This window comes from Geobacter sp. AOG1 (genome assembly GCF_019972315.1).
In the GTDB taxonomy this organism is placed as follows: domain Bacteria; phylum Desulfobacterota; class Desulfuromonadia; order Geobacterales; family Geobacteraceae; genus Geomobilimonas.
The window spans coordinates 401,092-421,292 of the sequence record NZ_BLIZ01000001.1 but is presented as its reverse complement, the minus strand read 5'-3'; the positions used below and the strand labels follow the sequence as shown (position 1 = coordinate 421,292).

Annotated in this window: 21 protein-coding genes; 14 read left to right on the top strand and 7 right to left on the bottom strand. The window is 62.8% G+C overall.

Going from position 1 to position 20,201, the window contains the following annotated elements; all coding sequences use genetic code 11:
- Positions 1 to 135 precede the first annotated feature (135 nt).
- Genes gcvH through lipA form a run of 5 tightly spaced genes read left to right on the top strand, consistent with a single transcriptional unit; the run spans position 136 to position 5,017 of the window.
- Positions 136 to 510, top strand: coding sequence for a glycine cleavage system protein GcvH (gcvH, locus tag LDN04_RS01830; RefSeq protein WP_223905756.1), 375 nt, complete (start codon positions 136 to 138; stop codon positions 508 to 510).
- A complete protein-coding gene (gene gcvPA / locus LDN04_RS01825; RefSeq protein ID WP_223905754.1) occupies positions 507 to 1,847 on the top strand; it encodes an aminomethyl-transferring glycine dehydrogenase subunit GcvPA in 1,341 nt (446 codons plus the stop codon). Before gcvH ends, gcvPA begins: the two co-directional genes overlap by 4 nt.
- Positions 1,844 to 3,289, top strand: a complete 1,446-nt coding sequence (gcvPB, locus tag LDN04_RS01820; RefSeq protein WP_223905752.1) for an aminomethyl-transferring glycine dehydrogenase subunit GcvPB — start codon at positions 1,844 to 1,846, stop codon at positions 3,287 to 3,289. Before gcvPA ends, gcvPB begins: the two co-directional genes overlap by 4 nt.
- A 49-nt stretch (positions 3,290 to 3,338) precedes the next feature.
- Positions 3,339 to 4,157, top strand: coding sequence for a lipoate--protein ligase family protein (locus LDN04_RS01815; protein ID WP_223905750.1), 819 nt, complete (start codon positions 3,339 to 3,341; stop codon positions 4,155 to 4,157).
- Entirely contained in the window at positions 4,154 to 5,017 is an 864-nt protein-coding gene (gene lipA, locus LDN04_RS01810; protein WP_223905748.1) for a lipoyl synthase, read from the top strand. The genes LDN04_RS01815 and lipA overlap by 4 nt, the downstream gene beginning before the upstream one ends.
- Positions 5,018 to 5,065: 48 nt before the next feature.
- On the opposite strand, the gene LDN04_RS01805 is transcribed toward lipA, so the two are convergent.
- On the bottom strand, positions 5,066 to 5,875 hold the full coding sequence (locus tag LDN04_RS01805) for a dienelactone hydrolase family protein (RefSeq protein ID WP_223905746.1): 810 nt from the start codon (positions 5,873 to 5,875) through the stop codon (positions 5,066 to 5,068).
- 219 nt (positions 5,876 to 6,094) lie between these two features.
- Between LDN04_RS01805 and LDN04_RS01800 the strand changes: the two genes are divergently transcribed.
- Complete coding sequence (locus LDN04_RS01800; RefSeq protein WP_223905744.1) at positions 6,095 to 6,658, top strand: M23 family metallopeptidase; 564 nt, start codon at positions 6,095 to 6,097, stop codon at positions 6,656 to 6,658.
- 30 nt (positions 6,659 to 6,688) lie between these two features.
- Here LDN04_RS01800 and LDN04_RS01795 read toward each other — a convergent pair whose 3' ends face one another.
- Together LDN04_RS01795 and LDN04_RS01790 are read right to left on the bottom strand one after the other, a co-directional pair.
- A complete protein-coding gene (locus LDN04_RS01795) occupies positions 6,689 to 7,090 on the bottom strand; it encodes a DUF309 domain-containing protein (RefSeq protein WP_223905742.1) in 402 nt (133 codons plus the stop codon).
- A 15-nt stretch (positions 7,091 to 7,105) separates the two neighbouring features.
- Positions 7,106 to 7,318, bottom strand: a complete 213-nt coding sequence (locus LDN04_RS01790; protein ID WP_223905740.1) for a hypothetical protein — start codon at positions 7,316 to 7,318, stop codon at positions 7,106 to 7,108.
- Positions 7,319 to 7,552: 234 nt separating this feature from the next.
- Here LDN04_RS01790 and LDN04_RS01785 point away from each other — a divergent pair, with 234 nt between their 5' ends.
- The 6 genes from LDN04_RS01785 (at position 7,553) to pepN (ending at position 14,824) form a co-directional block, all read left to right on the top strand.
- A complete protein-coding gene (locus LDN04_RS01785; RefSeq protein WP_223905738.1) occupies positions 7,553 to 9,139 on the top strand; it encodes a carotenoid oxygenase family protein in 1,587 nt (528 codons plus the stop codon).
- Positions 9,140 to 9,274: 135 nt separating this feature from the next.
- Positions 9,275 to 10,333 (top strand): hypothetical protein, encoded by a 1,059-nt coding sequence (locus tag LDN04_RS01780; RefSeq protein ID WP_223905736.1) that lies wholly within the window; start codon positions 9,275 to 9,277, stop codon positions 10,331 to 10,333.
- A gap of 77 nt (positions 10,334 to 10,410) precedes the next feature.
- On the top strand, positions 10,411 to 10,899 hold the full coding sequence (gene folK, locus LDN04_RS01775) for a 2-amino-4-hydroxy-6-hydroxymethyldihydropteridine diphosphokinase (RefSeq protein ID WP_223905734.1): 489 nt from the start codon (positions 10,411 to 10,413) through the stop codon (positions 10,897 to 10,899).
- Between the two features lie 13 nt (positions 10,900 to 10,912).
- Positions 10,913 to 11,152, top strand: coding sequence for a transcriptional regulator (locus tag LDN04_RS01770; RefSeq protein WP_223905732.1), 240 nt, complete (start codon positions 10,913 to 10,915; stop codon positions 11,150 to 11,152).
- A gap of 182 nt (positions 11,153 to 11,334) precedes the next feature.
- Positions 11,335 to 11,979, top strand: coding sequence for a fructose-6-phosphate aldolase (fsa, locus tag LDN04_RS01765; protein ID WP_223905730.1), 645 nt, complete (start codon positions 11,335 to 11,337; stop codon positions 11,977 to 11,979).
- A gap of 196 nt (positions 11,980 to 12,175) precedes the next feature.
- Positions 12,176 to 14,824: an aminopeptidase N gene (gene pepN, locus LDN04_RS01760; protein ID WP_223905728.1), complete on the top strand. Its 2,649-nt coding sequence runs from the start codon at positions 12,176 to 12,178 to the stop codon at positions 14,822 to 14,824.
- A gap of 96 nt (positions 14,825 to 14,920) precedes the next feature.
- Here the strand turns inward: pepN and LDN04_RS01755 are convergent, their stop codons facing one another.
- Positions 14,921 to 15,535 carry a DedA family protein gene (locus tag LDN04_RS01755; RefSeq protein ID WP_374045122.1) on the bottom strand — a complete coding sequence of 205 codons (615 nt, stop codon included), beginning with the start codon at positions 15,533 to 15,535 and terminating at the stop codon, positions 14,921 to 14,923.
- An 87-nt stretch (positions 15,536 to 15,622) separates the two neighbouring features.
- On the opposite strand from LDN04_RS01755, the gene LDN04_RS01750 reads away from it, so the two are divergent.
- Complete coding sequence (locus LDN04_RS01750; RefSeq protein WP_223905726.1) at positions 15,623 to 17,269, top strand: putative manganese-dependent inorganic diphosphatase; 1,647 nt, start codon at positions 15,623 to 15,625, stop codon at positions 17,267 to 17,269.
- 215 nt (positions 17,270 to 17,484) lie between these two features.
- Here the strand turns inward: LDN04_RS01750 and LDN04_RS01745 are convergent, their stop codons facing one another.
- Positions 17,485 to 18,786 (bottom strand): NCS2 family permease, encoded by a 1,302-nt coding sequence (locus tag LDN04_RS01745; protein ID WP_223905725.1) that lies wholly within the window; start codon positions 18,784 to 18,786, stop codon positions 17,485 to 17,487.
- Between the two features lie 350 nt (positions 18,787 to 19,136).
- On the opposite strand from LDN04_RS01745, the gene LDN04_RS01740 reads away from it, so the two are divergent.
- Positions 19,137 to 19,316, top strand: coding sequence for a hypothetical protein (locus LDN04_RS01740; protein WP_223905724.1), 180 nt, complete (start codon positions 19,137 to 19,139; stop codon positions 19,314 to 19,316).
- 4 nt (positions 19,317 to 19,320) lie between these two features.
- Here the strand turns inward: LDN04_RS01740 and LDN04_RS01735 are convergent, their stop codons facing one another.
- Positions 19,321 to 19,902: a putative metallopeptidase gene (locus tag LDN04_RS01735; RefSeq protein ID WP_223905722.1), complete on the bottom strand. Its 582-nt coding sequence runs from the start codon at positions 19,900 to 19,902 to the stop codon at positions 19,321 to 19,323.
- Positions 19,899 to 20,192, bottom strand: coding sequence for a cytochrome C (locus LDN04_RS01730; RefSeq protein WP_223905721.1), 294 nt, complete (start codon positions 20,190 to 20,192; stop codon positions 19,899 to 19,901). The genes LDN04_RS01735 and LDN04_RS01730 overlap by 4 nt, the downstream gene beginning before the upstream one ends.
- Between the last annotated feature and the right edge of the window lie 9 nt (positions 20,193 to 20,201).

Here is a 20,201-nt window from a genome sequence, read left to right as displayed (position 1 = left end):
GGGATGGACAGGATACTCAGGATGTAGGAATACAAAGAATCGGCCTTTACGGTCTATTTATCCTGTTCATCCTGTATATCCCTGTTAATCGGTTTTCAGGGTTCATTGAATTCAATTTTTCGGGAGGTTAGAGCTATGTCCGTGTATTTCACCAAAGAACACGAGTGGGTCAAAATCAAGGAAGGGATCGCCAGTGTCGGCATCACCGAGTATGCGGCCCATCAGCTGGGGGACGTGACCTTCGTGGAACTCCCCCAGGTGGGGAAGACGGTCAAGCAGTTCCAGGTGCTCTGCGCCATCGAGTCGGTGAAGGCGGCGAGCGACATCTACTCCCCCGTCTCCGGGACGGTGACCAAGGTGAACGAGGCGCTGGAAGACCGGCCGGAGATCGTCAATGAGGCGGCCGAGGATGCCGGCTGGATGGCCTGGATCGAGATGAGCGATCCGTCCGAGGTGAAGGCGCTCATGGACCGGGCCGCCTATGACGAATACCTCCGGAGCCTGGCATGAAAGAGTCCCACTACTGCCCCAACACCCCGGAGGAGATCGGGGAGATGCTCGCCGCCATCGGGGTGGCGAGCGTGGACGACCTGTTCGCGCCGATCCCGGTCGCACTCCGGGCCGGCTCCTTCGACCTGCCGGACGGGATGTCCGAGTTCGAACTGTCCCAGCGGATGCAGACCCTGGCGGCGCAAAACGCCCAGGGGATGACCAACTTCATCGGCGGCGGCTACTACGACCATGTCATCCCTGCGGTGGTTGACCACCTCTCGGGGCGGGCCGAGTTCTACACCGCCTACACCCCCTATCAGCCCGAGTGTGCCCAGGGGACCCTGCAGGCGCTGTTCGAGTACCAGACCGCCATCTGCCGCCTGACCGCGATGGAGGTGGCCAACGCCTCCCTCTACGACGGGGCCACGGCCCTGGCGGAGGCGGCCATGATGTCCCTGCGGGTGACCAACCGGAACCGGCTCGTCATGGACGGCGGGGTGAGCCCCTTCACCCGGCAGGTGGTGCGGACCTACCTGACCAACCTGGGGGTAGAGATCGTGGAGATCGCTCCCCAGCAGGGGGGCACGGACCGGACAGCGATGCTGGCAGCCCTGGACGAGCAGACCGCCGCGGTGCTGGTGCAGAATCCGAACTTCTTCGGCACCCTGGACGACCTCACCGGCCTGGCGGATGCCGCCCACGCCAAGGGGGCGCTCCTGGTCGCGTCGGTCTACCCCGTATCCCTCGGCCTGGTGCAAAGCCCCGGCGCCATGGGGGCCGATATCGCCGTGGGGGACGGCCAAAGTCTGGGGAATCCCCTCTCCTTCGGCGGTCCCTCCTTCGGTTTCATCGCCACGACCAAGAAGTACATCCGGAACCTGCCGGGACGGATCATCGGCGAGACGGTGGACCGGGAAGGGCGACGCGGCTTCGTCCTCACCCTCCAGGCCCGGGAGCAGCACATCAAGCGCCACAAGGCGACGTCCAACATCTGCAGCAACCAGAGCCTCTGTGCTCTGCGGGGGCTCATCTTCCTTGCCAGCATCGGCAAGCAGGGGTTCGCGGAACTGGCCCGGCTCAACTACGACAAGGCGGAGTATGCCAAAGGGGTGCTCGCCGCCGTCAAGGGGGTGTCCGTGCTCAACGGTGCCGCCACCTTCAACGAGTTCACCCTGGCGCTGCCGAAGAATGCCGATGAGGTGGTGGCAAAGCTCCTCCAGGCTCACGTCGCCGCCGGCGTGCCGCTTGCGGCCTATTATCCGGGAATGGAGAACTGCCTGGTGGTGACGGTGACGGAGAAGCGGACCAAGGACGAGATACTGGCCCTGGCCAGGGAACTGGAGAGGGCGTTATGAAACTGATCTACGAACAATCCGTTGCCGGCCGTCCCGGCGTGAAACTGCCGGCCGCCGACGTGCCCCGGGCCGCCGAGCTCCCCGCCGGCCTGCGCCGGAACGAACCGGCCGGCCTTCCCGAGGTGAGCGAGATGGACGTGGTGCGCCACTACACCAACCTGTCGCGGCGCAACTTCTCGGTGGACACCAATTTCTATCCGCTGGGCTCCTGCACCATGAAGTACAACGCCAAGGTGCTGGAGAACGTCGCCGGCCTCTTCGCCCCATACCACCCCATGACCGCGCTTCTCCCCACCGGCGAGCGGTTCAGCCAGGGGTCACTCGGGATGCTCTTTGAGCTGGGGAACTGGCTGGCGGAGATCACCGGCATGGCCGAGGTGACCACCCAGCCCCTCGCCGGGGCCCACGGCGAGATGACCGGTATCATGCTGATCGCCGCCTACCACCGGGCGAAGGGGAACAAGAAGAAGTACGTGGTGGTCCCCGACTCCTCCCACGGCACCAACCCGGCCTCCGCCGCCATGGTGGGGTACGAGATCATCACTGTCCCCACCGCCCCCTACGGCGATATGGACCTGGAGCTGTTCCGGCAGGCGATGAACGACGAGGTGGCGGCGGTCATGATGACCTGCCCCAACACCCTCGGCCTCTTCAACCCCCATATCAAGGAGATCGCCGACATCGCCCACTCCCACGACGCCCTCATGTACTACGACGGCGCCAACCTGAACGCCATCCTGGGGAAGATGCGGCCGGGGGACGTGGGATTCGACGTGATCCACGTGAACCTCCACAAGACCTTCGGTACCCCCCACGGCGGCGGTGGGCCGGGGAGCGGACCGGTTGGAGTGAAGAAATCACTCGTCCCCTTCCTCCCCACGCCGCGGGTCATCAGGAAGGGTGACGGCGACTACGCCCTGGAAACGGCGTGCCCCACAAGCATCGGCCGGACCGCCAACTTCTTCGGCAACTTCGGGGTGATGGTCAAGGCCTTCGCCTACATGACCATGCTCGGCCGCGACGGGCTCATCCAGGTGAGCGAGCAGGCGGTCCTGAACGCCAACTATATCATGAGCCAGCTGAAGGATTACTACGACCTCCCCTACGATCAGACCTGCATGCACGAGTGCGTCTTCTCGGCGAGCCGCCAGTTGAAGCAGGGAGTGCACGCCATCGACATCGCCAAGTACCTCATCGACCGGGGGTACCACCCCCCCACCGTCTACTTCCCCCTCATCGTCAAGGAGGCGATCATGATCGAGCCGACCGAGACCGAGAGCAAGGCGACCATGGATGCCTTCATCGCGGTGATGCGGGAGGCTGCCGAGGCGGCGGAGAAGGACCCGGAAGCCCTCCATACGGCGCCGGTCTCCATGCCGGTATCGCGCCTCGACGAGACCAAGGCGGCGCGGGAGCAGAACGTCTGTCACATGAAATGGTGAAAACGGGGGGGACGAGGAGGTTCCTCCCGTCCCGCGCCGTCGACGTACTATGAACCCTATCCATTCCCCCTGGCGCCTCATCGATACCGGCCCCTTGGCTGGTCCCGCCAACATGGCGGTTGACGAGGCGCTGCTCAACAGTTTCGACCCGGCCAGTTCCCTGCCGGTGCTCCGCCTTTACGGGTGGGAGCCACCGGCATTTTCACTGGGAAAATTCCAGGCGGCGGACGAGGTCCTCGACCTGCCACGCTGCCGGGCAGCGGGCATCCCGGTGGTCCGACGGGTGACCGGTGGCGGGGTCATCTATCATGCGTCGGAACTCACCTACAGCATCGTCTGCGCCCAGCGCCATATTCCCGATGCCACCTCCGTCAAGGGGGCGTTCCGTACCCTCTGCGGCTTCCTGCTTCTCACCTACAAACGGCTCGGCCTCGATGCCGCCTTCGCCGTCGACCGGCATCCCGGCCATGGACGGCTCGGCGAGCGGACCCCCTTCTGCTTTGCCGGCAAGGAGGAGTACGACATCCTCGTCGGCGGCCGGAAACTGGGGGGGAATGCCCAGCGCCGCATCCGGGAGACGGTCTTCCAGCACGGCTCCATTCCGCTGGAAAACAGGCTGGCCACGGCACTCCCCTTCCTCCGGGAACGACCGGCCGGGGTGGAAGAAGGGACCGTCAGTCTGGCGGAGTTGGGAGTGACGCTGCCGATCGATCGGCTCAAGGGGGTGCTCGCGGAGGCGTTCCGGGAAAACCTGGGGGTCGAGCTTCAAGAAGAGGGGCTTACTACTGCTGAAGCTGCTCTGGCGGAAAAGCTGCAGCGGGAGAAGTACGAAACCAAAGGATGGAACCAGGAAGGAAGAGAGGCATGAAAATTACCCGCCGGCCGGAATGGCTGCAGAAGAAGATATCCCCCGCCGCCCACGCCGACATGGAGCGACTCCTGGGGGACCTGCGGCTCCACACCGTCTGCCAGGAGGCCCACTGCCCCAACATCTCCGAGTGCTTCCGGCAGCGCCAGGCCACCTTTCTCATCCTCGGCCGGCTCTGCACCCGCCTCTGCTCCTTCTGCAACGTCACCAAGGAGCAGCCCGGCCCGGTCGATCAGGCCGAACCGGCACGGGTGGCGGCGGCGGTCGTCCGCCTCGGCCTCAAACACGTGGTGATCACGAGCCCGACCCGGGACGACCTGCCGGACGGCGGCGCGGAGCACTTCGCAGCGACGGTGGCGGCGGTCCGGGAGGCGTCGCCCGGGACGCGCATCGAACTCCTCATCCCCGACTTTCAGGGGGAACGGGCCAGCCTCGCCGTGGTGGTGGCGGCCCGGCCCGACATCCTCGGCCACAACCTGGAAACGGTGCCGCGTCTCTACCATATCCGCCAGGGGGCCGATTACCGGCGTTCCCTCCGGGTTCTGGAGATGCTGGGCGAACTGGCGCCGGAGCTCCCTGCCAAGTCGGGGCTCATGCTCGGCCTGGGAGAAGAGGAGGTTGAGGTGCTGGAGGTACTGGCCGACCTGCGGAGAGTGGGGTGCGCGTACCTGAGCCTCGGCCAGTACCTGGCGCCGAGCAAGGGGCACCAGCCGGTGCAGCGCTTCATTGAGCCGGCGGAGTTCGAGCGGTTCCGGGAACGGGCCCTGGCCATGGGGTTTTCCCACGTGGAGAGCGGCCCCTACGTGCGGAGTTCCTACCACGCGGACCAGTACGGTTCCCTTGATACTCTCCAAGCCTAAAAACTAGAAACCACCGAGGACACAGAGGGAGAAAACTGACTTGCAGGCTCATTCCACTCTGACACTTGATGGTGCGGAAGGCAGACGGAAGATTTCTCCAAAAAACGCCCGCATCGCCTCCCATGAGCGCATATCCGCTTTCTTGTTGTAGGCGGCCCCCTTCAGATTGTAGCTGTCAGACTCTGGATTGGTGAAGCTGTGGACTGCGCCGCCGTACTTGACGAGTTGCCAGTCTGCCCCCGCTTGGCGCATCTCGTTCTCGAAAACGGTAATCTGCTCCGCCGGGACGAAGGGGTCGTCGGCGCCGTGGAGAACAAGGACCTTTGCCTTGATGGCTCCGGGCTGGGCGGGGAGGGGGGTGTCCAGACCGCCGTGGAAGCTTACTACGCCTGCCAGTGGTGCCCCACCCCGGGCCATCTCCAGGACCGTCGTCCCGCCGAAGCAGTAACCGACGGCCGCTACCCGTGCCGGATCGGTCAGTTCCTGCTGCAACAGGACATCAAGCCCCGCCCGGGCACGGGCGCGCCCCAAGGGGCGGTCGTTCTTGAATTGTCCCGCCAGTTTTCCCGCCTCCTCGGGAGTTTTAGCGAGGATTCCTTTCCCGTACATGTCGAGAGCAAAGGCGACGTAGCCGAGTTGTGCCAGCTGTTCTGCCCGGTGTCGGACATAAGCGTTGTGCCCCCACCATTCATGCACCACGAGCACGCCGGGACGCTTCCCCTTGACGGCGTCGTCCCATGCCAGGTACCCTTGGAGCAGGGCGTCGCCGTGGCGGTACTCGATGGTCTTGGTCAGTACCTTGGCCTCCACGTTACAGGCGAACAGCAGTATCACGAGAGCAGGGAGCAAAACTTTCATGGGGCACCTCCTGGGCACAAACGGCCCGGTTTTTGCTGGTGATTTACGTACATGTGGAGTTATACCATGCCGGCGACGCATTGCAATGTGGCCGGGATCACCGGCGGGCGGCCGTTTGCGCGGGTGGGGTTGACCTTTCCGGATATGCCGGGGTATAACGGTAACGTAGCGAATGTTCATGATGGAGAAGTGCGTGTGCGGAAATTGCATGGTACAGGTATGAAAAGTTTGCGGATATGGTGCGCCGCCCTGCTGCTGGCGCTGCCGACCGGCGCCCTGGCGTCCCGCCAGCTGCCGGTGGACGGCGGGACGGTCACTTCCGGCATCGGCTGGCGCCTCGACCCCTTCGGCAGTGGCAGGATGCTACACCACAACGGGGTTGACATCGCGGTCCCGCTGGGAACCCCCGTCTATCCGACCCAGACGGGGACAGTCTATTTCGCCGGGCCGTACAAAGGGTATGGCAACATGGTAGCCGTGGACCATGGCAACGGCTACATCTCCATCTACGGCCACAACGGTGATATCAAGGTCCATCCTGGCCAGAAGGTTGATACCACCACGGTGCTCGCCCTCTCCGGCAACACGGGGCGCTCCACCGGTCCCCATGTCCACTATGAAGTCCGGCAGCTCCCCGGCTATGCCAAAATCCGTCAGGAGCAGCTGGAGAGAAGCGTCGAGGCGGTGGTCAGGCAGAATATCGACAGCTGGGCTGAAAACATCGTCAGCGGCAAGGGTGGTCCCGAGCCGGAGAGCTTTCTTCCGGATGACCTGAACGAGTAATCCTCGTCTTTTCTTCCCCGTCCGGGATAGTCAGCCGATCAAGTGGATACGGGGGATGAACTCCCGCTCCAGTTCATCCATCCGTTCCGGTCCCAAGGTTTCCAGGCGTTCCCGCAGGCGGTCCGTATCTTCCCTCAACGCCGACAGGTCCACTCCGTGACAATCTCCGTCCACGTGCCCCAGCAGCGCCGCCCCCTTGCGCAGCAGTGAGACCGACCCGCCGTAGTTTCCTTCCCGCCAGTGATGGAGCCCGACCGCAATCTGCAGGATTCCCTGGTACATGTCCCGAATCAATCCCGGCTCGCCGATCCAGAGCTCTTCAAGTGTCTCATGGCAGTCGAACCATGTTTCCCCGTTGAACTGGGCAATTCCCTGGAGAAGTTCGGGGGAAGGGGGCTGGTGACAGTTACCTTCCCTGCGGTCCATGGTCATGTCCCGATCTCGTCTTTACCGCTCACCGCAACCGTCCCGTTTGCCGAATACCTCGATGGCGAGGGGGACGGTGCTGATCGCACCGACGAGGAACAGCGTCCAGCCCACCGAACGTCGCTGCTCGGCACTGAGGCGGTCCGCGACCAGCAGGGCGACACCCGCCCCGAGTGCGCCGCGGGTTCCCGCGATGAGCGCCAGTTCCGGTAAGGTCAATCTGGTTTCTCTCATAGTAGCTCCCTGGTAAACAGATGGTGCCCGCATCAGGCGGGTGCACGGCGAAGGGGGCCTGTCACGGTAACGTCCACCCCGTCCCTTCCCCATATGCCTGCCATCAGTTTACCGCAAACGGACGGGGCATGCAGGAAAAATAACCCTGCCGGTCGGCGAGGTGGTAATGCTCCAACCGGCAGTTGCAGGGAAAACTGCTATACTGACTCTGTGAGCACAAATCCTGGAAAATCGATGCTGACACGTCGCCAATTCCTCTGGCTGGCCGGCGGAGCGGGCACCGTCCTGGCGCTGCCGGCCTGCGCGTCCCGTCCTCCCGTGAAAAGGGGCGTTTTCCCCGATTTCGGTGACGTCGATCGCCCCTATCTGGGCTTGGCTACTTCTCTGACCGATGAGCACGATTACCTCACCCGGGTGGAGGGGCGGCTGCCGGCGGAACTTCGCGGGGACCTCTACCGGAATGGTCCGGGGCTGTTCGAACGGGGTGGGCTGCGCAAGCGGACCCTCCTGGATGGCGACGGCATGGTGCAGGCGTTCCGTTTCCAACCGGAAGGAGTACGCTACCAGAACCGCTTCGTCCGGACCCGCAGGTTCGTGGAGGAGGAGAAGGCCGGCACGTTCCTCTACCCTTCCTGGAGCACCCAGGCACCCGGCGGCTGGTGGGCCAATGTCTGGGCGGTGGACCGGCTGCTGAGCCAGGCCGGCATCACCGTCTATCTGCGTAACAACCGCCTCTACGCCTTCGACGAGTCGAGCTTTCCCTACGAACTCGACCCGGCCACCCTTGCGACCATCGGGGAAAGCCGCCTCGGCATGCCGGCGGACGGCATCCTCTTCTCGGCCCACAGCAAGATTGACCGGCGGACCGGCGAATGGTTGCTGTTCGGCATACAGTACGGACCATCCCCCCACCTCCATCTCACGCAGTTTGCCGCAGATGGCTCGTTGAAGCGCCATCGGGCTATTGTCATGCCTCGTAATCTCTATTTTCACGATTTCTTCGTTTCTGATCGGCACGTTATCTTCAATCTCCAGCCGGTTGACGTCGGTATCTGGAGCTTTCTGCTCGGTCGGGAGAGCATGGCCGAGTCCCTCAGTTGGCATCCGGAGCGGGGAAGCGACATCCTCGTGCTGGAACGGGACGGCAACGCTCCGCCGCTGCGGCTGGCAACGGACGCCTGCTTCATGTGGCACTCCTTCAATGCGTGGGAACGGCAGGGGGAGATCGTCGCCGATTTCATCGGCTACGCCAATCCGGACCATGTGATCGGCAGCGATCCGGTCGCCTTCGCGGTGATGGAAGGGCGCAGGGGGAACTACCGGTTTCCCGGCGAGCTGCGCCGCTACCGGATCGACCCCGGCCGCCGGACCATCCACCAGGAGGTCCTTGACCGGGGGAGTTACGAATGGCCCCGGATCAACGATCTTCACCTCTGCCATCCGTACCGGATCGGCTATGTGGGAAAGTGCCGGCCGGGGGAGTTCTTTTGGTCCATCATCGCCCGTATCGACATGGTGACCGGAGCCACCGCGAGCTATGATTTCGGCGAGGGGAACTACTGCAGCGAGCCGGTCTTCATCCCCCGCCCCGGCCATCGGTATGATGCTGACGACCCCCGGGAACCGGGCTGGCTGACCACCGAGGTGTACGACAGCCACACCCGCCGGAGCTATCTGGCGGTGCTCGCGGCGGAACGGCCGGAGGAGGGCCCCCTGGCAAAGGTCCATCTCGACCATCATGCACCGTTCAGCTACCACGGCTTCTGGCAGCAGGCCGGTAAGGTGGTGTCAGACGGCAGAAACGATCCGCTGGGTGGCTAGCCCCTGAGAGAGATGGAGAGGGAAAAAACAGTTGACCCCCGGAAAGGGTAGGGGGTACCATAAAAAAATTGCGCCATATCATGACGTTATCACGCCGGTTGACTGCCGGTCATGCAAGGAAGAAACAGCGCTGCCATGAATGTTGAACAGATGAAAACCGTCTTGCGGGAGATCCTGACCAAGACCGACCTGACCCCCTGTGTGGTGGGGCACCGGGGGGTGGGGAAGACCGCCGGCGTCATTCAGGTCTGCCGGGAGATAGGACGCCGCTACGTGCCGTTGCGGCTCGGACAGATGGAAGTGGGGGACCTGGTGGGGATTCCCTACCGGGAAGGGAAGGTGATGCACTGGTCCCGTCCTTCCTGGTGGCCCGAGGACGAAGAGGATGAGACCATCGTCCACTGCGACGAACTGAACCGCGCCCAGCAGGAGGATACCCTCCAGGCGATCTTCCAGTTCGTGGAGCCTCCTGCCGAGGGGCAGCAACGGGCGCTTCACACGCACAAGCTCCACCCCCGCCACAAGGTGGTGGTGACCATCAACCCACCCGACGGTACGTACCAGGTAGCCACTCTCGACCGGGCGCTCATCGACCGGATGGTGATGATCTACGTGGAGACCGACTACGGCTGCTGGGCACGCTATGCCATGAAACGGGAGCTGGACAGTGGCGTGCGGAGTTTTCTGGCCGGCAACCCCCATTTCCTCTCCCGCCAAGGCAGCCCCCTCGACATGGAAGTAGAGCCGACGGAGCGGGGATGGGAGATGGTGAGTACCCTGCGCCGGCACTGCCGCTTCCCGAAAGACCTGGAGATGGAAGTCTATGCCGGCATCGTCGGGAAAGAGGCGGCCATCACCTTCCTCCGCTGGTGTACGGACCGGCTGAACCGGCCGGTGCCTGCTGCCCAGGTGCTGGACAACTGGCCGGCCGTGGCGGAAGAGACTGCGGGCCAGCGTGACGACGCCCAGGCAGCGACCATGAACGAGCTGGTCACGCTGCTGCAGACGGCGCCGGCGCTCACCGAACCCCAGGAAGGGAACCTGGTGGCCTATCTGGACTGCCTTCCCCGGGACATGCGTTTCGGCCTCGTCAAGTCGCTCATCAAGATACCCCCGGTGGCGCTGGCACTGGCCCAGGACAAGTACGACGGGGTGGTGCTGGATGCCATCGCGGCGATCAGTGCCGAGGCGTGAAAGACGTCGTTTCCGATAACGTTCCCTAATTCCGTTCCCATTGAAAAATGCGGCGATATGTGTTCTAATCGGACCCCGTGGAAAGCGATGTTTTCATAGCCCTCGGCTCCAACCAGGGGGACCGGGAACTGAACCTGTTGCGCGCGGTTGCGGAGATCGGCAAGCTGCCGGGGTGCCGTATCACGGCACTTTCCGGCTTCTACGACACGGAACCGGTGGGAGGGGTGGAGCAGGACAGCTTCCTCAATGCCGTTCTGAGGCTGGAAACGGCATTAGCCCCCCAGGAACTCCTGGCCCGGTTGCAGGGAATCGAAACCGACATCTTCAAGCGTCGGCGCACCATCCCCAACGGGCCGCGGACCATGGACCTGGATATTCTCTTCTATGGCCGGCAGGTGGTGGCCGAGGAAAACCTGGCCATTCCCCACCCCCGGCTCCACGAACGGCGCTTCGTGCTGGTGCCGCTTGCCGAGATTGCCCCGGAATTCATCCATCCCCTGCTGCAGACGACCGTGGCCGGGCTGCTGGCCGCGCTCAAATCGGACGAGCGGGTCACGAAGGTATAGGGAAGTTACTATCGTGCGTTTTCTGATCTGGGCACTCATCGGCTACTGCATCTACCTGATGTTCAAGGGGCGTGCCCGCAAGGAGGTCGAAGCGGCGAAGCCGGCCGGCGAGGAAACCTACAAGGATCCGGTTTGCGGCACCTACGTGACCGAGGACGATGCGGTTATCGGCCGGGTGGAAGGGGAGCGGGTCTACTTCTGCTCCATGGAATGTCTGGAGGAATATCGGGATAAGCTGGAACACAAGGGATAACGAACGCGCCTTTTGCGCAATCTCGGCGTTGCCTTCGTCATCGCTTGTGCGGCGTAGCGCTGCTACGCCTCCGCTCTCTTCCTCGGCGCCTTGACCTTGCACAAAAATCACGTTCGAACAGCAAACTGATTTCAAAAAATAGCAGTTCAATTCAGCACAAGCATTCATCCGGAGGAATTTTTATGAAGTTTTTTATCGACACCGCCGACGTCAAAGAGATCCGCGAGGCCCATGAACTGGGTGTGGTGGATGGCGTTACCACCAATCCATCCCTCATCGCCAAGTCGGGGCGCAAGTTCGAGGAGGTGATCAAGGAGATCACGGCCATCGTGGACGGCCCCATCTCCGCCGAGGTAATCTCCCTCGATCACGACGGAATGATCAAGGAAGCGAAGAAGCTGGCCAAGCTCCACAAGAACATCGTCATCAAGCTCCCCATGACCCCGGAAGGGCTGAAGGCGACCAAGACCCTGTCGGAGAAGGGGATCAAGACCAACGTCACTCTTATCTTCACTCCGATGCAGGCGCTCCTGGCTGCCAAGGCTGGCGCCACCTACGTCTCCCCCTTCGTCGGCCGGCTCGACGACATCTCCCAGGACGGCATGGGGATCATCGAGGAGATCCGGACCATTTTCGATAACTACGGCTACACCGCCGAGATCATCGTGGCGAGTGTCCGGAACCCGGTCCATGTCCTCAACTCCGCCCTCATCGGCGCCGATGTCGCCACCATCCCCTTCTCGGTCATCATGCAGCTCGCCAAGCATCCTCTCACCGACGCGGGGATCAAGAAGTTCCTGGAGGACTGGGAAAAGGTTCCCAAGTAGGGACGTTCTCATGATCGGCTGAATCCGGGTAGACAATGAGTTTGCATTCACCCGTCTGCCCTTTGCATCACCAGACCCCGGCCTGCCAGCCGGGGTTTTTCTTTGCCGGCAACGCCATTGCTGATACACTTGAAACTTGTCCGAAAATAACTACCGTTTGCCTTGGTGCATCCCATCTCGACCCCGCGAGGAAACCATGACCGAAGCCTCCCACCTGACCGTCTACCGCAAGGAGTACACCCCGCCTGACTACCTGGTGGAGACCGTGGATCTCCACGTCGACCTTGAGGAGGAGACTGCCCGTGTCCGCTCCCGGTTGACCATCCGCGCCAATTATGACTATGCTGCCGGTTCCCGGGCGCTGCTGCTTGATGGCAAGCGGCTGGTGCTCACGGCACTGCGTCTCGACGGTGCACCGCTTCCGGATGATCGCTACACGGCCGATGGCGAGCGGCTCGTCATTTTTGGCGTTCCCGCTGCCTTCACCCTGGAAGTGGAGACGGAGCTCCACCCCCGGGAGAACACCGCCCTGGAAGGTCTCTACTGTTCTTCTGGGATGTTCTGCACCCAGTGCGAAGCGGAGGGGTTCCGGGCCATCACCTATTATCCGGACCGTCCCGACGTGATGGCGGTCTTTACTACAACCATCACCGCCGTCCGGGAGCGCTGTCCCGTGCTGTTGTCCAACGGCAACCTGGTGGCGGCAGGCGAACTCTCCGGTGGCCGCCACTATGCCACCTGGCACGATCCGTTCAGAAAACCCTGCTATCTCTTCGCCATGGTGGCGGGGGATCTGGCCTGTATCGAGGACAGCTTCACCACCCGCTCAGGAAGGAGCGTGGCGCTCCGGATCTATGTTCAGGAGAAGAACCGCCACCTCTGCGGCCATGCCATGCGTTCCCTGAAGAAGGCGATGCGGTGGGACGAGGAGGCCTTCGGCAGGGAGTATGACCTGGACATATACATGATCGTGGCGGTGGATGACTTCAATATGGGGGCGATGGAGAACAAGGGGCTCAACGTCTTCAATTCCCGCTACGTGCTGGCCAGCCCGGCCACCGCCACCGACGACGACTTTCAGGCCATTGAGGAGGTAATCGGCCACGAGTACTTTCACAACTGGACCGGCAACCGGATCACCTGCCGGGACTGGTTCCAGCTCTCCCTCAAGGAGGGGCTCACCATCTTCCGTGATCAGGAGTTCTCCGCCGATATGGAGTCGCGGGGGGTGAAGCGGATCGCCGACGTCCGCCTGCTGCGCGCCAGCCAGTTTGCCGAGGACGGGGGCCCCATGGCCCATCCGGTCCGCCCCGACGCCTACCTGGAGATTAACAACTTTTACACCGTGACTGTCTACAACAAGGGGGCGGAAGTGGTCCGGATGCTCCGCACCCTGCTGGGGGCGGACACATTCCGGCAGGGGATGGACCTGTACTTTGCCCGCCACGACGGCCAGGCGACCACCGTTGATGACTTCCTGCAAGCCATGGCTGATGCGGCGGTAAAAGACCTTTCGCAGTTCGGGCGCTGGTACAGCCAGGCCGGCACGCCGCAACTGGAGGTCAGCGGCGACTTCGATCCGGCCAGCGGCAGCTTTACCCTGACGATTCACCAGTCGTGTCCGCCAACCCCTGGGCAGCCGGACAAGGAGCCGCTACATATCCCCCTGTCCCTTGGGTTCCTGGACCGGGATGGTCGAGAGCTTCCCGTTACCCTGGCTGGTGAACAGACCCCCGGGCCGACTAGCCGGGTTCTGGAAATCAGGGACGCCGAAACGACCTTTCGTTTCAGCGGTCTTTCCTCCCCGTCGGTGCCGGCGCTGCTGCGCGGATTTTCGGCGCCGGTCCGGCTCAAGTATCCCTACCGGCAAGACGAGCTTGTTCTCCTCATGGCCCATGAAACGGATCCCTTCTGTCGCTGGGAGGCGGGGCAGACCCTTGCCGGTCAACTGCTCCTGCGGCTGGTGGCGGACCTCCAGGCAGGGCGAACGCTCACCGTCGAGCCTGACTTCGTTGCCGCCTTCCGGTCAGTTCTTACCAGTGGTGAACCGGACCGGGCCTACCTGGCCGAAGCCCTTACCCTCCCCTCGGAAGTATATCTGGCGGAGCAGTTGCCGATCATTGACCCGGATGCCATCCATGCCGCCCGACAGCTCCTCCGTCGCACCCTGGCGTCGGAACTGTCGGGAGAGTTTCTGGCGGTGTTACGGGAGTGTCGAAGCACCGTCCCCTATGCAGTGGACGACGGCCTGGCCGGCGAGAGGCGTTTCGCCAATCTCTGCCTCTCCTACCTCATGACATTGGAAGAACCGGCGTCCATCGAGCTCTGCTACCGGCAGTACCGGGAGGCGGACAACATGACCGACACGATGGGTGCACTTGTCTCCCTTGCTTCGTGCGACTGTCCGGAGCGGGAAGAGGCGCTGGCAGATTTTTACGGGCGCTGGCAGGACGATCGCCAGGTGGTGGACAAGTGGTTCTCCCTCCAGGCGACCGCTTCCCTCCCCGATACCCTGGCGGTGGTGACGGCGCTGCTCGACCATCCCGCTTTCGAAATCACCAACCCCAACCGGGTGCGGGCACTGGTCGGTGCCTTCTGCCAGGGGAACCAGGTCCGCTTCCACGAAGCAGGTGGCGCAGGGTACCGCTTCCTCACCGGCCAGCTGCTTCGCCTCATTCCCCTCAATCCCCAGATCGCTGCCCGCATGCTCGCACCCTTCACCCGCTGGCGCCGTTTCGATCCGGGGCGTCAGGCACTCATGCGTGCCGAACTGGAAAGGGTCCGTGCCGTACCCGACCTGCCGCGGGACGTGTACGAGGTGGTTGAGAAGTGTCTGACTCCGTAGCTGTTCTTACCGGTCCTCTCCCGGTAAGGGAATTGAGCACAAAAAAACGGGCGACCCGTCATGGGCCGCCCGCCGTGCATTTTAAAACATTCATCCTCAGCTGGCCTGCCGGGCTGACTTTCGTTTGTGTCGCCGGACGTAGACCGTGATGAGGAGAGCGCTGAAGATCACCACGCCGATGACCGCCTGGTGGGAATACTTCACGATGAGCTCCTGGTTCCGGCCGATGATGTAGCCTATCCAGGTGAGCACCGTGCACCATATCCCGGCACCCAGGAGGGTGTAGAGGCAGAACTTGGTATGGTGCATCCCGGCCAGCCCCGCGGGGAGCGAAATGAGGTGGCGGACCACCGGCAGGAGCCGCCCTATAAATGTTGATATTTCACCATGTTTGTGGAAAAATGACTCCACTTTGGCGAACTTCTCCTCGGTGATCCAGACGTACTTTCCGTACTTGAGGAGGAGCGGCCTCCCCAGGTAGTGGGCCGCGAAATAGTTGGCGTAGGCACCGACCAGGCTTCCCGCCGTCCCGCAGAGGATGGCGACGAACATGTTCATCTCCCCCTGCTGGGCGAGATAGCCGGCGGGGGGCATGACCAGTTCGCTGGGGATGGGGATGACCGAACTCTCCATGGCCATCAGCAGGAAGATGCCCGGATACCCCAGGGCACCGATGGTTATCAGGAGCCAGTTGATTGCTTCGTGCAGCATGAATAAACCTCACTTCGATAGAATTTTCAGCGCCGGCCATTGTAGAGCGATTGCCGGCAAAACTCCAGCAAAACCACCAGGACCTCCATGGAAAAGAAAGTTTACGTTATCGGCCACAAGAACCCGGACACCGATTCCGTGGCGGCCGCCATCGCGTATGCCGAACTGAAGCGGCGGCAGGGGTGGCCGAATGTGGTGGCGGCCATGGCCGGTGAGCCGAACCCCCAGACCCGCTTCATTCTCGACCGGCTCGGGATTCACTCTCCTCTCTACCTGGCGGACGTCCACCCCAAGGTCCGGGACGTGCTGCAGCGCATCCCGGTGACGGTCGATGCGGCAACTCCGCTGCTGAAGGGGCTGGAACTGTTCCACCAGAACAACATCCGGGTGCTGCCGGTGGTGGACGGCGCGGGAATACCGACCGGCCTCGTCTCGCTCCTCAAGCTATCGGAGAAGTATCTCCTGACCGGTCAGGACCGGCTGCGCGGGGTTGACACCTCCCTCGCCTCCCTCTGTCACTGCCTGCAGGGCACGTTCCTCGCCGGCGGACCGGCGGAGGGGATGGAGCATCTCCACCTCTTCATCGGCGCCATGCTCGAAGAGTCCTTCTCGGCCCGCATCGACGGCTACGATTCCTCCTCACTTCTCATCATGACCGGAAACCGCCGCACCATCCAGCAGGCCGCCATCGAGAAGGGGGTACGCCTCCTCGTCGTCACCGGCGGGCTGGAGGTGGAGGAGGATCTGGTGCGGCTGGCCACGGCAAGCGGTGTCACACTCATCAGTACTCCCTTCGACACGGCCACTGCCGCCTGGCTCGCCCGGCTCTCCACGCCGGTCGGCCATTTCGCCGAGGGGAAATTCGAACAGATCGGCATCGCCGAGCCCCTCTCCCACCTCCGCCTGAAACTTCTCCACGGGGGAGAATCGGCGGTGGTGGTGGTGGAGGAAGACGGCACCCTGGCCGGTATCGCCACCAAGTCGTCCCTCCTTGCCACGGTTCCCTATGCCCTCATCCTAGTGGACCACAACGAGCTGGGCCAGGCGGTCCCCGGCGCCGAGGAGGTGGAGATCCTGGAGGTGATTGACCACCACAAGCTGGGAAATCCCCCGACCAATCAGCCGATCTCCTTCATCGCCTCGCCGGTGGGGAGCACCTGCACCCTGGTGGCAACCCTCTACCGCCAGCAGGGGATCGAGCCGCCGCCGGAGATCGCGGCGCTCCTGCTGGCCGGCCTGTTGTCCGACACGGTGATTCTCAAGTCCCCCACCACCACCGATACGGACCGGGAACTGGCGCTCTGGCTGGAAACGAAGGGAGGGATGGACCATCTCGCCTTCGGCCGGGAGATATTTTCTGCCAGTTCCGGGCTTGAGAGCTACGGCTCGCCGGAAAAGGTGATAACCACCGATTTCAAGAGCTTTTCCGGCAGCGGCGGCGCCTTTGGCGTCGGCCAAGTGGAAGTTATCGGCTTCGACGAATTCCACAGCCAGAAGAACGAGCTGCGACTTGCCCTGGCGCGGATCAAGGAACGGGACGGGCTGCAGCTGGCGGGGCTCATGGTGACCGATATCTATTCGGAAACCACCCTCTTCCTCGTGGAGGGAGGAAAGGCGCTCGCCCACGTCATGGACTACCCCCAGTTGGAGCCCCATCTCTACGAACTGAAGGGGGTCATGTCCCGCAAAAAGCAGATGGTTCCCCATTTGCTGAAGGTGCTGGGGAAGCTCTAGTCATCTCGCGAGGGGAGAGCGCCCTGTTACGCTCAAAGTCCCCTCGTACTGCCGCTGTAAGGCTCATTTCGCGCCGGCCATTCGGCCGACTCTGCTCCATTTCGCCAACAGCGGCGGGCACTCGGGCACATTCGCTCCACAGGGCGCTCTCCCCTCGCGGATTGGGGACACCAGTTAAAGGGGTGCGCGGCAATGCCGGCGCACCCCATTTTCGTCTATTTATACGGATAGAAGATGTAGAACGACAGTGACAGCGCGGCCAGGATCCACATGCCGGCCTGCACCTCTTTCCTTTTGCCGGTGAGGGTCTTGAGGAGCGGGTAGGAGAGGAGCCCGGCGGTCATGCCGACGCCGATGTTGTAGGTGAAGCTGATGAGGACGATGGTGAGGAAGGCAGGGATCAGCTCGGTGTAGTCGCTGAAGTTGATCTTGGTGATGGGGCTGATCATGAAGACGCCGATGATGATGAGGGCGGTCCCGTAGGCGTGGGGGGGGACGGCGGTGAAAAGCGGGGCGAAGAAGAGGGAGAGTAGGAACAGCCCGGCCACCACCAGGGAGGTGAAGCCGGTCCGGCCACCTTCCTCGATACCGGCCGCCGATTCGATGTAGGCGCCGGTGGTCGTGGTGCCGAGGACCGGCGCCACCATATTGGCCAGGGCGTCGGCCAGCATCGGCTTTTCGATCTCCGGGAGGTTGCCGTTTTCATCCAGGAGCCCCGCCCGCGACGAGAGGCCGATGAGGGTCCCCACCGTATCGACGAAGGCCATGACGAAGATGATGAGCACCACCGGCAGGGCTTTCGGACTGAGCGCGCCCCTGATGTCCAGCTGCATGAAAATGGGGGTCGGGTTGGGGGGGAGGCTCACCAGTTCCCGGGGGAGTGGGGTGATGCCGAGGGCAAAGGAGAGAACGGTGGCGGTCAGGATGCCGATGACGATGGCGCCATGAACCCGCTTCACCATGAGCCAGGCGATGACGGTGAACCCCAGGATGGAGAGGAGGACCGGTGCGGTGTTCACCTTGCCGAGGCAGACCGGGGCGCCGGCGACTCCGAGGGCGACGATCCCCGTTTCGTTCAGGCCGATGAACGTGAGGAAGAGGCCGATTCCGACGGAGAAGCTGAACTTCAGGCAGGAGGGGATGGCATCGGCCAGCCAGCTCCGGACTTTGAATACCGTAAGGACCGTGAAGAGGACGCCGGCGATGAAGATGGCCCCCAGCGCCGTCTGCCAGGAGTAGCCGAGGACTTTCACCACGGTGAAGGCGATGAAGGCATTTTCGCTCATGTAGGGGGCGATGGCGAAGGGGCGCTTGGCGTAGACCCCCATGACCAGGGTGCCGAAGGCGGCGGAGATGATGGTGGCGGTCATGGACGGCCCCTTGGGGATGCCGGCCGCCTCCAGGATCGCCGGATTGACGATGATGATGTAGGCCATGGTGAGGAAGGTGGTTATCCCCGCGATGGTCTCCTGGCGGTAGGTTGTTTCGTGGCGGGCGAAGTCGAAATAGCGGTGCATGGATTCTCCGTTGCGGTCAGGTGTCGTGCTCTATCCGTTGTAGGGGAAAATGGGTCGGCAGTCAAGATGGAAGGGGCGCGGATGTATTTCGTTTAGTGGTATACTTTTTCTAGGAAACTGCTGCCATTCCCTTTGTCATGGTGTGACCACTCATGACGTCAGAGGGGGTGGGGGCTCTCCCTCCGAAAAGAGTCAAGCGTCACCTGCCTACTTTCTGACAGACGGACTGCTGTTTCTGGCGTTTTCGCTTCGAATTCCGTGTGGCGTTTTCTGCGGGACTCTTTTCTCCACGAGAGCCCCCGCCCCCTCTGAAGGTGGCGCGTATCGGAATATGGGAAAGGAGAAGCACCATGGTACGATTCTATGATCCCAAGGATGAGGCGGAACAGGTCCGGGTGGAGAGGGTGCTGCGGAAGGGGGGAGTCGAGTACTTCCTGCGCCGGAGCGGGGAGCCGGGGATCGGCCCCCTGGAGATAATGGTTGCCGAGGAGGACATCCCCACTGCCGAAGAGTTGCTGAAGCAAGGATAGGCGGTCAGGCGGAAACCAGCAGCTTCGGCACCGGGTATTTCCGGGCAAGGACCTTGTCGTGGCGTGCGCGGAGCGTATCCATGTTGCCGTCGAGGAAACCGATCAGGGCATTCACCCCCGGAAGTTCCAGGTAGGTATCGACCAGTTCGGCCATCCGGGCGTTGTACGCCTTGGTGGAATGGCCGTGGGCGTAGTTGCGGCCGGGGAAGCGGCGGAGGTCGCCGTTGCATTCGGGTGCGATGTGGTAGAGTTCGTGGAAGACGGTGATGAGCTTCTCCCGCAAGGGGAGATCGAGGAAGCGGGGGACGAGGAAGTAGATGAGGTAGAGCATCTCCCGCCCCTGGAAGGTGACGGGCGGCATGGTGCAGGTGAAGGTGCGTCGCCGCCGCCGGATGGTCCGGCTGGTGGCCCCCCCGGCGAAGCGGAGAGGGTGGATTTTGGCGTAGGTGCCGTGCACTCCCCCTCCGCGGGTGCCGGTGACACAGAGGAGCAACCGCTGGGGGTCGATGTGCCCCAGTTCCGGGACTCGACCGACGATGTCCGCCACAAGGTGCTCCAGTTCGGCCGTCAGGTTGAGTACGCTCATTTCCCCGTCGGTTGCAGTTTATGGCAGAAGAGGCAGCGCATGGGGCCATCCTTCGGCTTCACCGGGTGCTTTTCCGGAAACGGTATCCCCCCTGGCTCGAAGTGGCAGGCGGGGCACCCCTTGTCTGCCTCCATCTTGCTGCCGGTCTTGGCGACGATGTCGTAGAAAGGCTTGTGCTTGTCGTCCAGGGGGACCTTCTTGGTCTTTTCCTTCCCCGAGATGGCGATGAAGATCACGAGTACGACGCAGATGATGGCGATGAAGATCCAGTCTTTTTTGCCGATGGCCATGTAAGTTCT

Bases quoted from the DNA above. Each gene is read 5' to 3' on its own strand.
- gcvH (WP_223905756.1), top strand. From the start codon at position 136: ATGTCCGTGTATTTCACCAAAGAACACGAGTGGGTCAAAATCAAGGAA.
- gcvPA (WP_223905754.1), top strand. From the start codon at position 507: ATGAAAGAGTCCCACTACTGCCCCAACACCCCGGAGGAGATCGGGGAG.
- gcvPB (WP_223905752.1), top strand. From the start codon at position 1,844: ATGAAACTGATCTACGAACAATCCGTTGCCGGCCGTCCCGGCGTGAAA.
- LDN04_RS01815 (WP_223905750.1), top strand. From the start codon at position 3,339: ATGAACCCTATCCATTCCCCCTGGCGCCTCATCGATACCGGCCCCTTG.
- lipA (WP_223905748.1), top strand. From the start codon at position 4,154: ATGAAAATTACCCGCCGGCCGGAATGGCTGCAGAAGAAGATATCCCCC.
- LDN04_RS01805 (WP_223905746.1), bottom strand. From the start codon at position 5,875: ATGAAAGTTTTGCTCCCTGCTCTCGTGATACTGCTGTTCGCCTGTAAC.
- LDN04_RS01800 (WP_223905744.1), top strand. From the start codon at position 6,095: ATGAAAAGTTTGCGGATATGGTGCGCCGCCCTGCTGCTGGCGCTGCCG.
- LDN04_RS01795 (WP_223905742.1), bottom strand. From the start codon at position 7,090: ATGACCATGGACCGCAGGGAAGGTAACTGTCACCAGCCCCCTTCCCCC.
- LDN04_RS01790 (WP_223905740.1), bottom strand. From the start codon at position 7,318: ATGAGAGAAACCAGATTGACCTTACCGGAACTGGCGCTCATCGCGGGA.
- LDN04_RS01785 (WP_223905738.1), top strand. From the start codon at position 7,553: ATGCTGACACGTCGCCAATTCCTCTGGCTGGCCGGCGGAGCGGGCACC.
- LDN04_RS01780 (WP_223905736.1), top strand. From the start codon at position 9,275: ATGAATGTTGAACAGATGAAAACCGTCTTGCGGGAGATCCTGACCAAG.
- fsa (WP_223905730.1), top strand. From the start codon at position 11,335: ATGAAGTTTTTTATCGACACCGCCGACGTCAAAGAGATCCGCGAGGCC.
- pepN (WP_223905728.1), top strand. From the start codon at position 12,176: ATGACCGAAGCCTCCCACCTGACCGTCTACCGCAAGGAGTACACCCCG.
- LDN04_RS01755 (WP_374045122.1), bottom strand. From the start codon at position 15,535: ATGCTGCACGAAGCAATCAACTGGCTCCTGATAACCATCGGTGCCCTG.
- LDN04_RS01750 (WP_223905726.1), top strand. From the start codon at position 15,623: ATGGAAAAGAAAGTTTACGTTATCGGCCACAAGAACCCGGACACCGAT.
- LDN04_RS01745 (WP_223905725.1), bottom strand. From the start codon at position 18,786: ATGCACCGCTATTTCGACTTCGCCCGCCACGAAACAACCTACCGCCAG.
- LDN04_RS01740 (WP_223905724.1), top strand. From the start codon at position 19,137: ATGGTACGATTCTATGATCCCAAGGATGAGGCGGAACAGGTCCGGGTG.
- LDN04_RS01735 (WP_223905722.1), bottom strand. From the start codon at position 19,902: ATGAGCGTACTCAACCTGACGGCCGAACTGGAGCACCTTGTGGCGGAC.
- LDN04_RS01730 (WP_223905721.1), bottom strand. From the start codon at position 20,192: ATGGCCATCGGCAAAAAAGACTGGATCTTCATCGCCATCATCTGCGTC.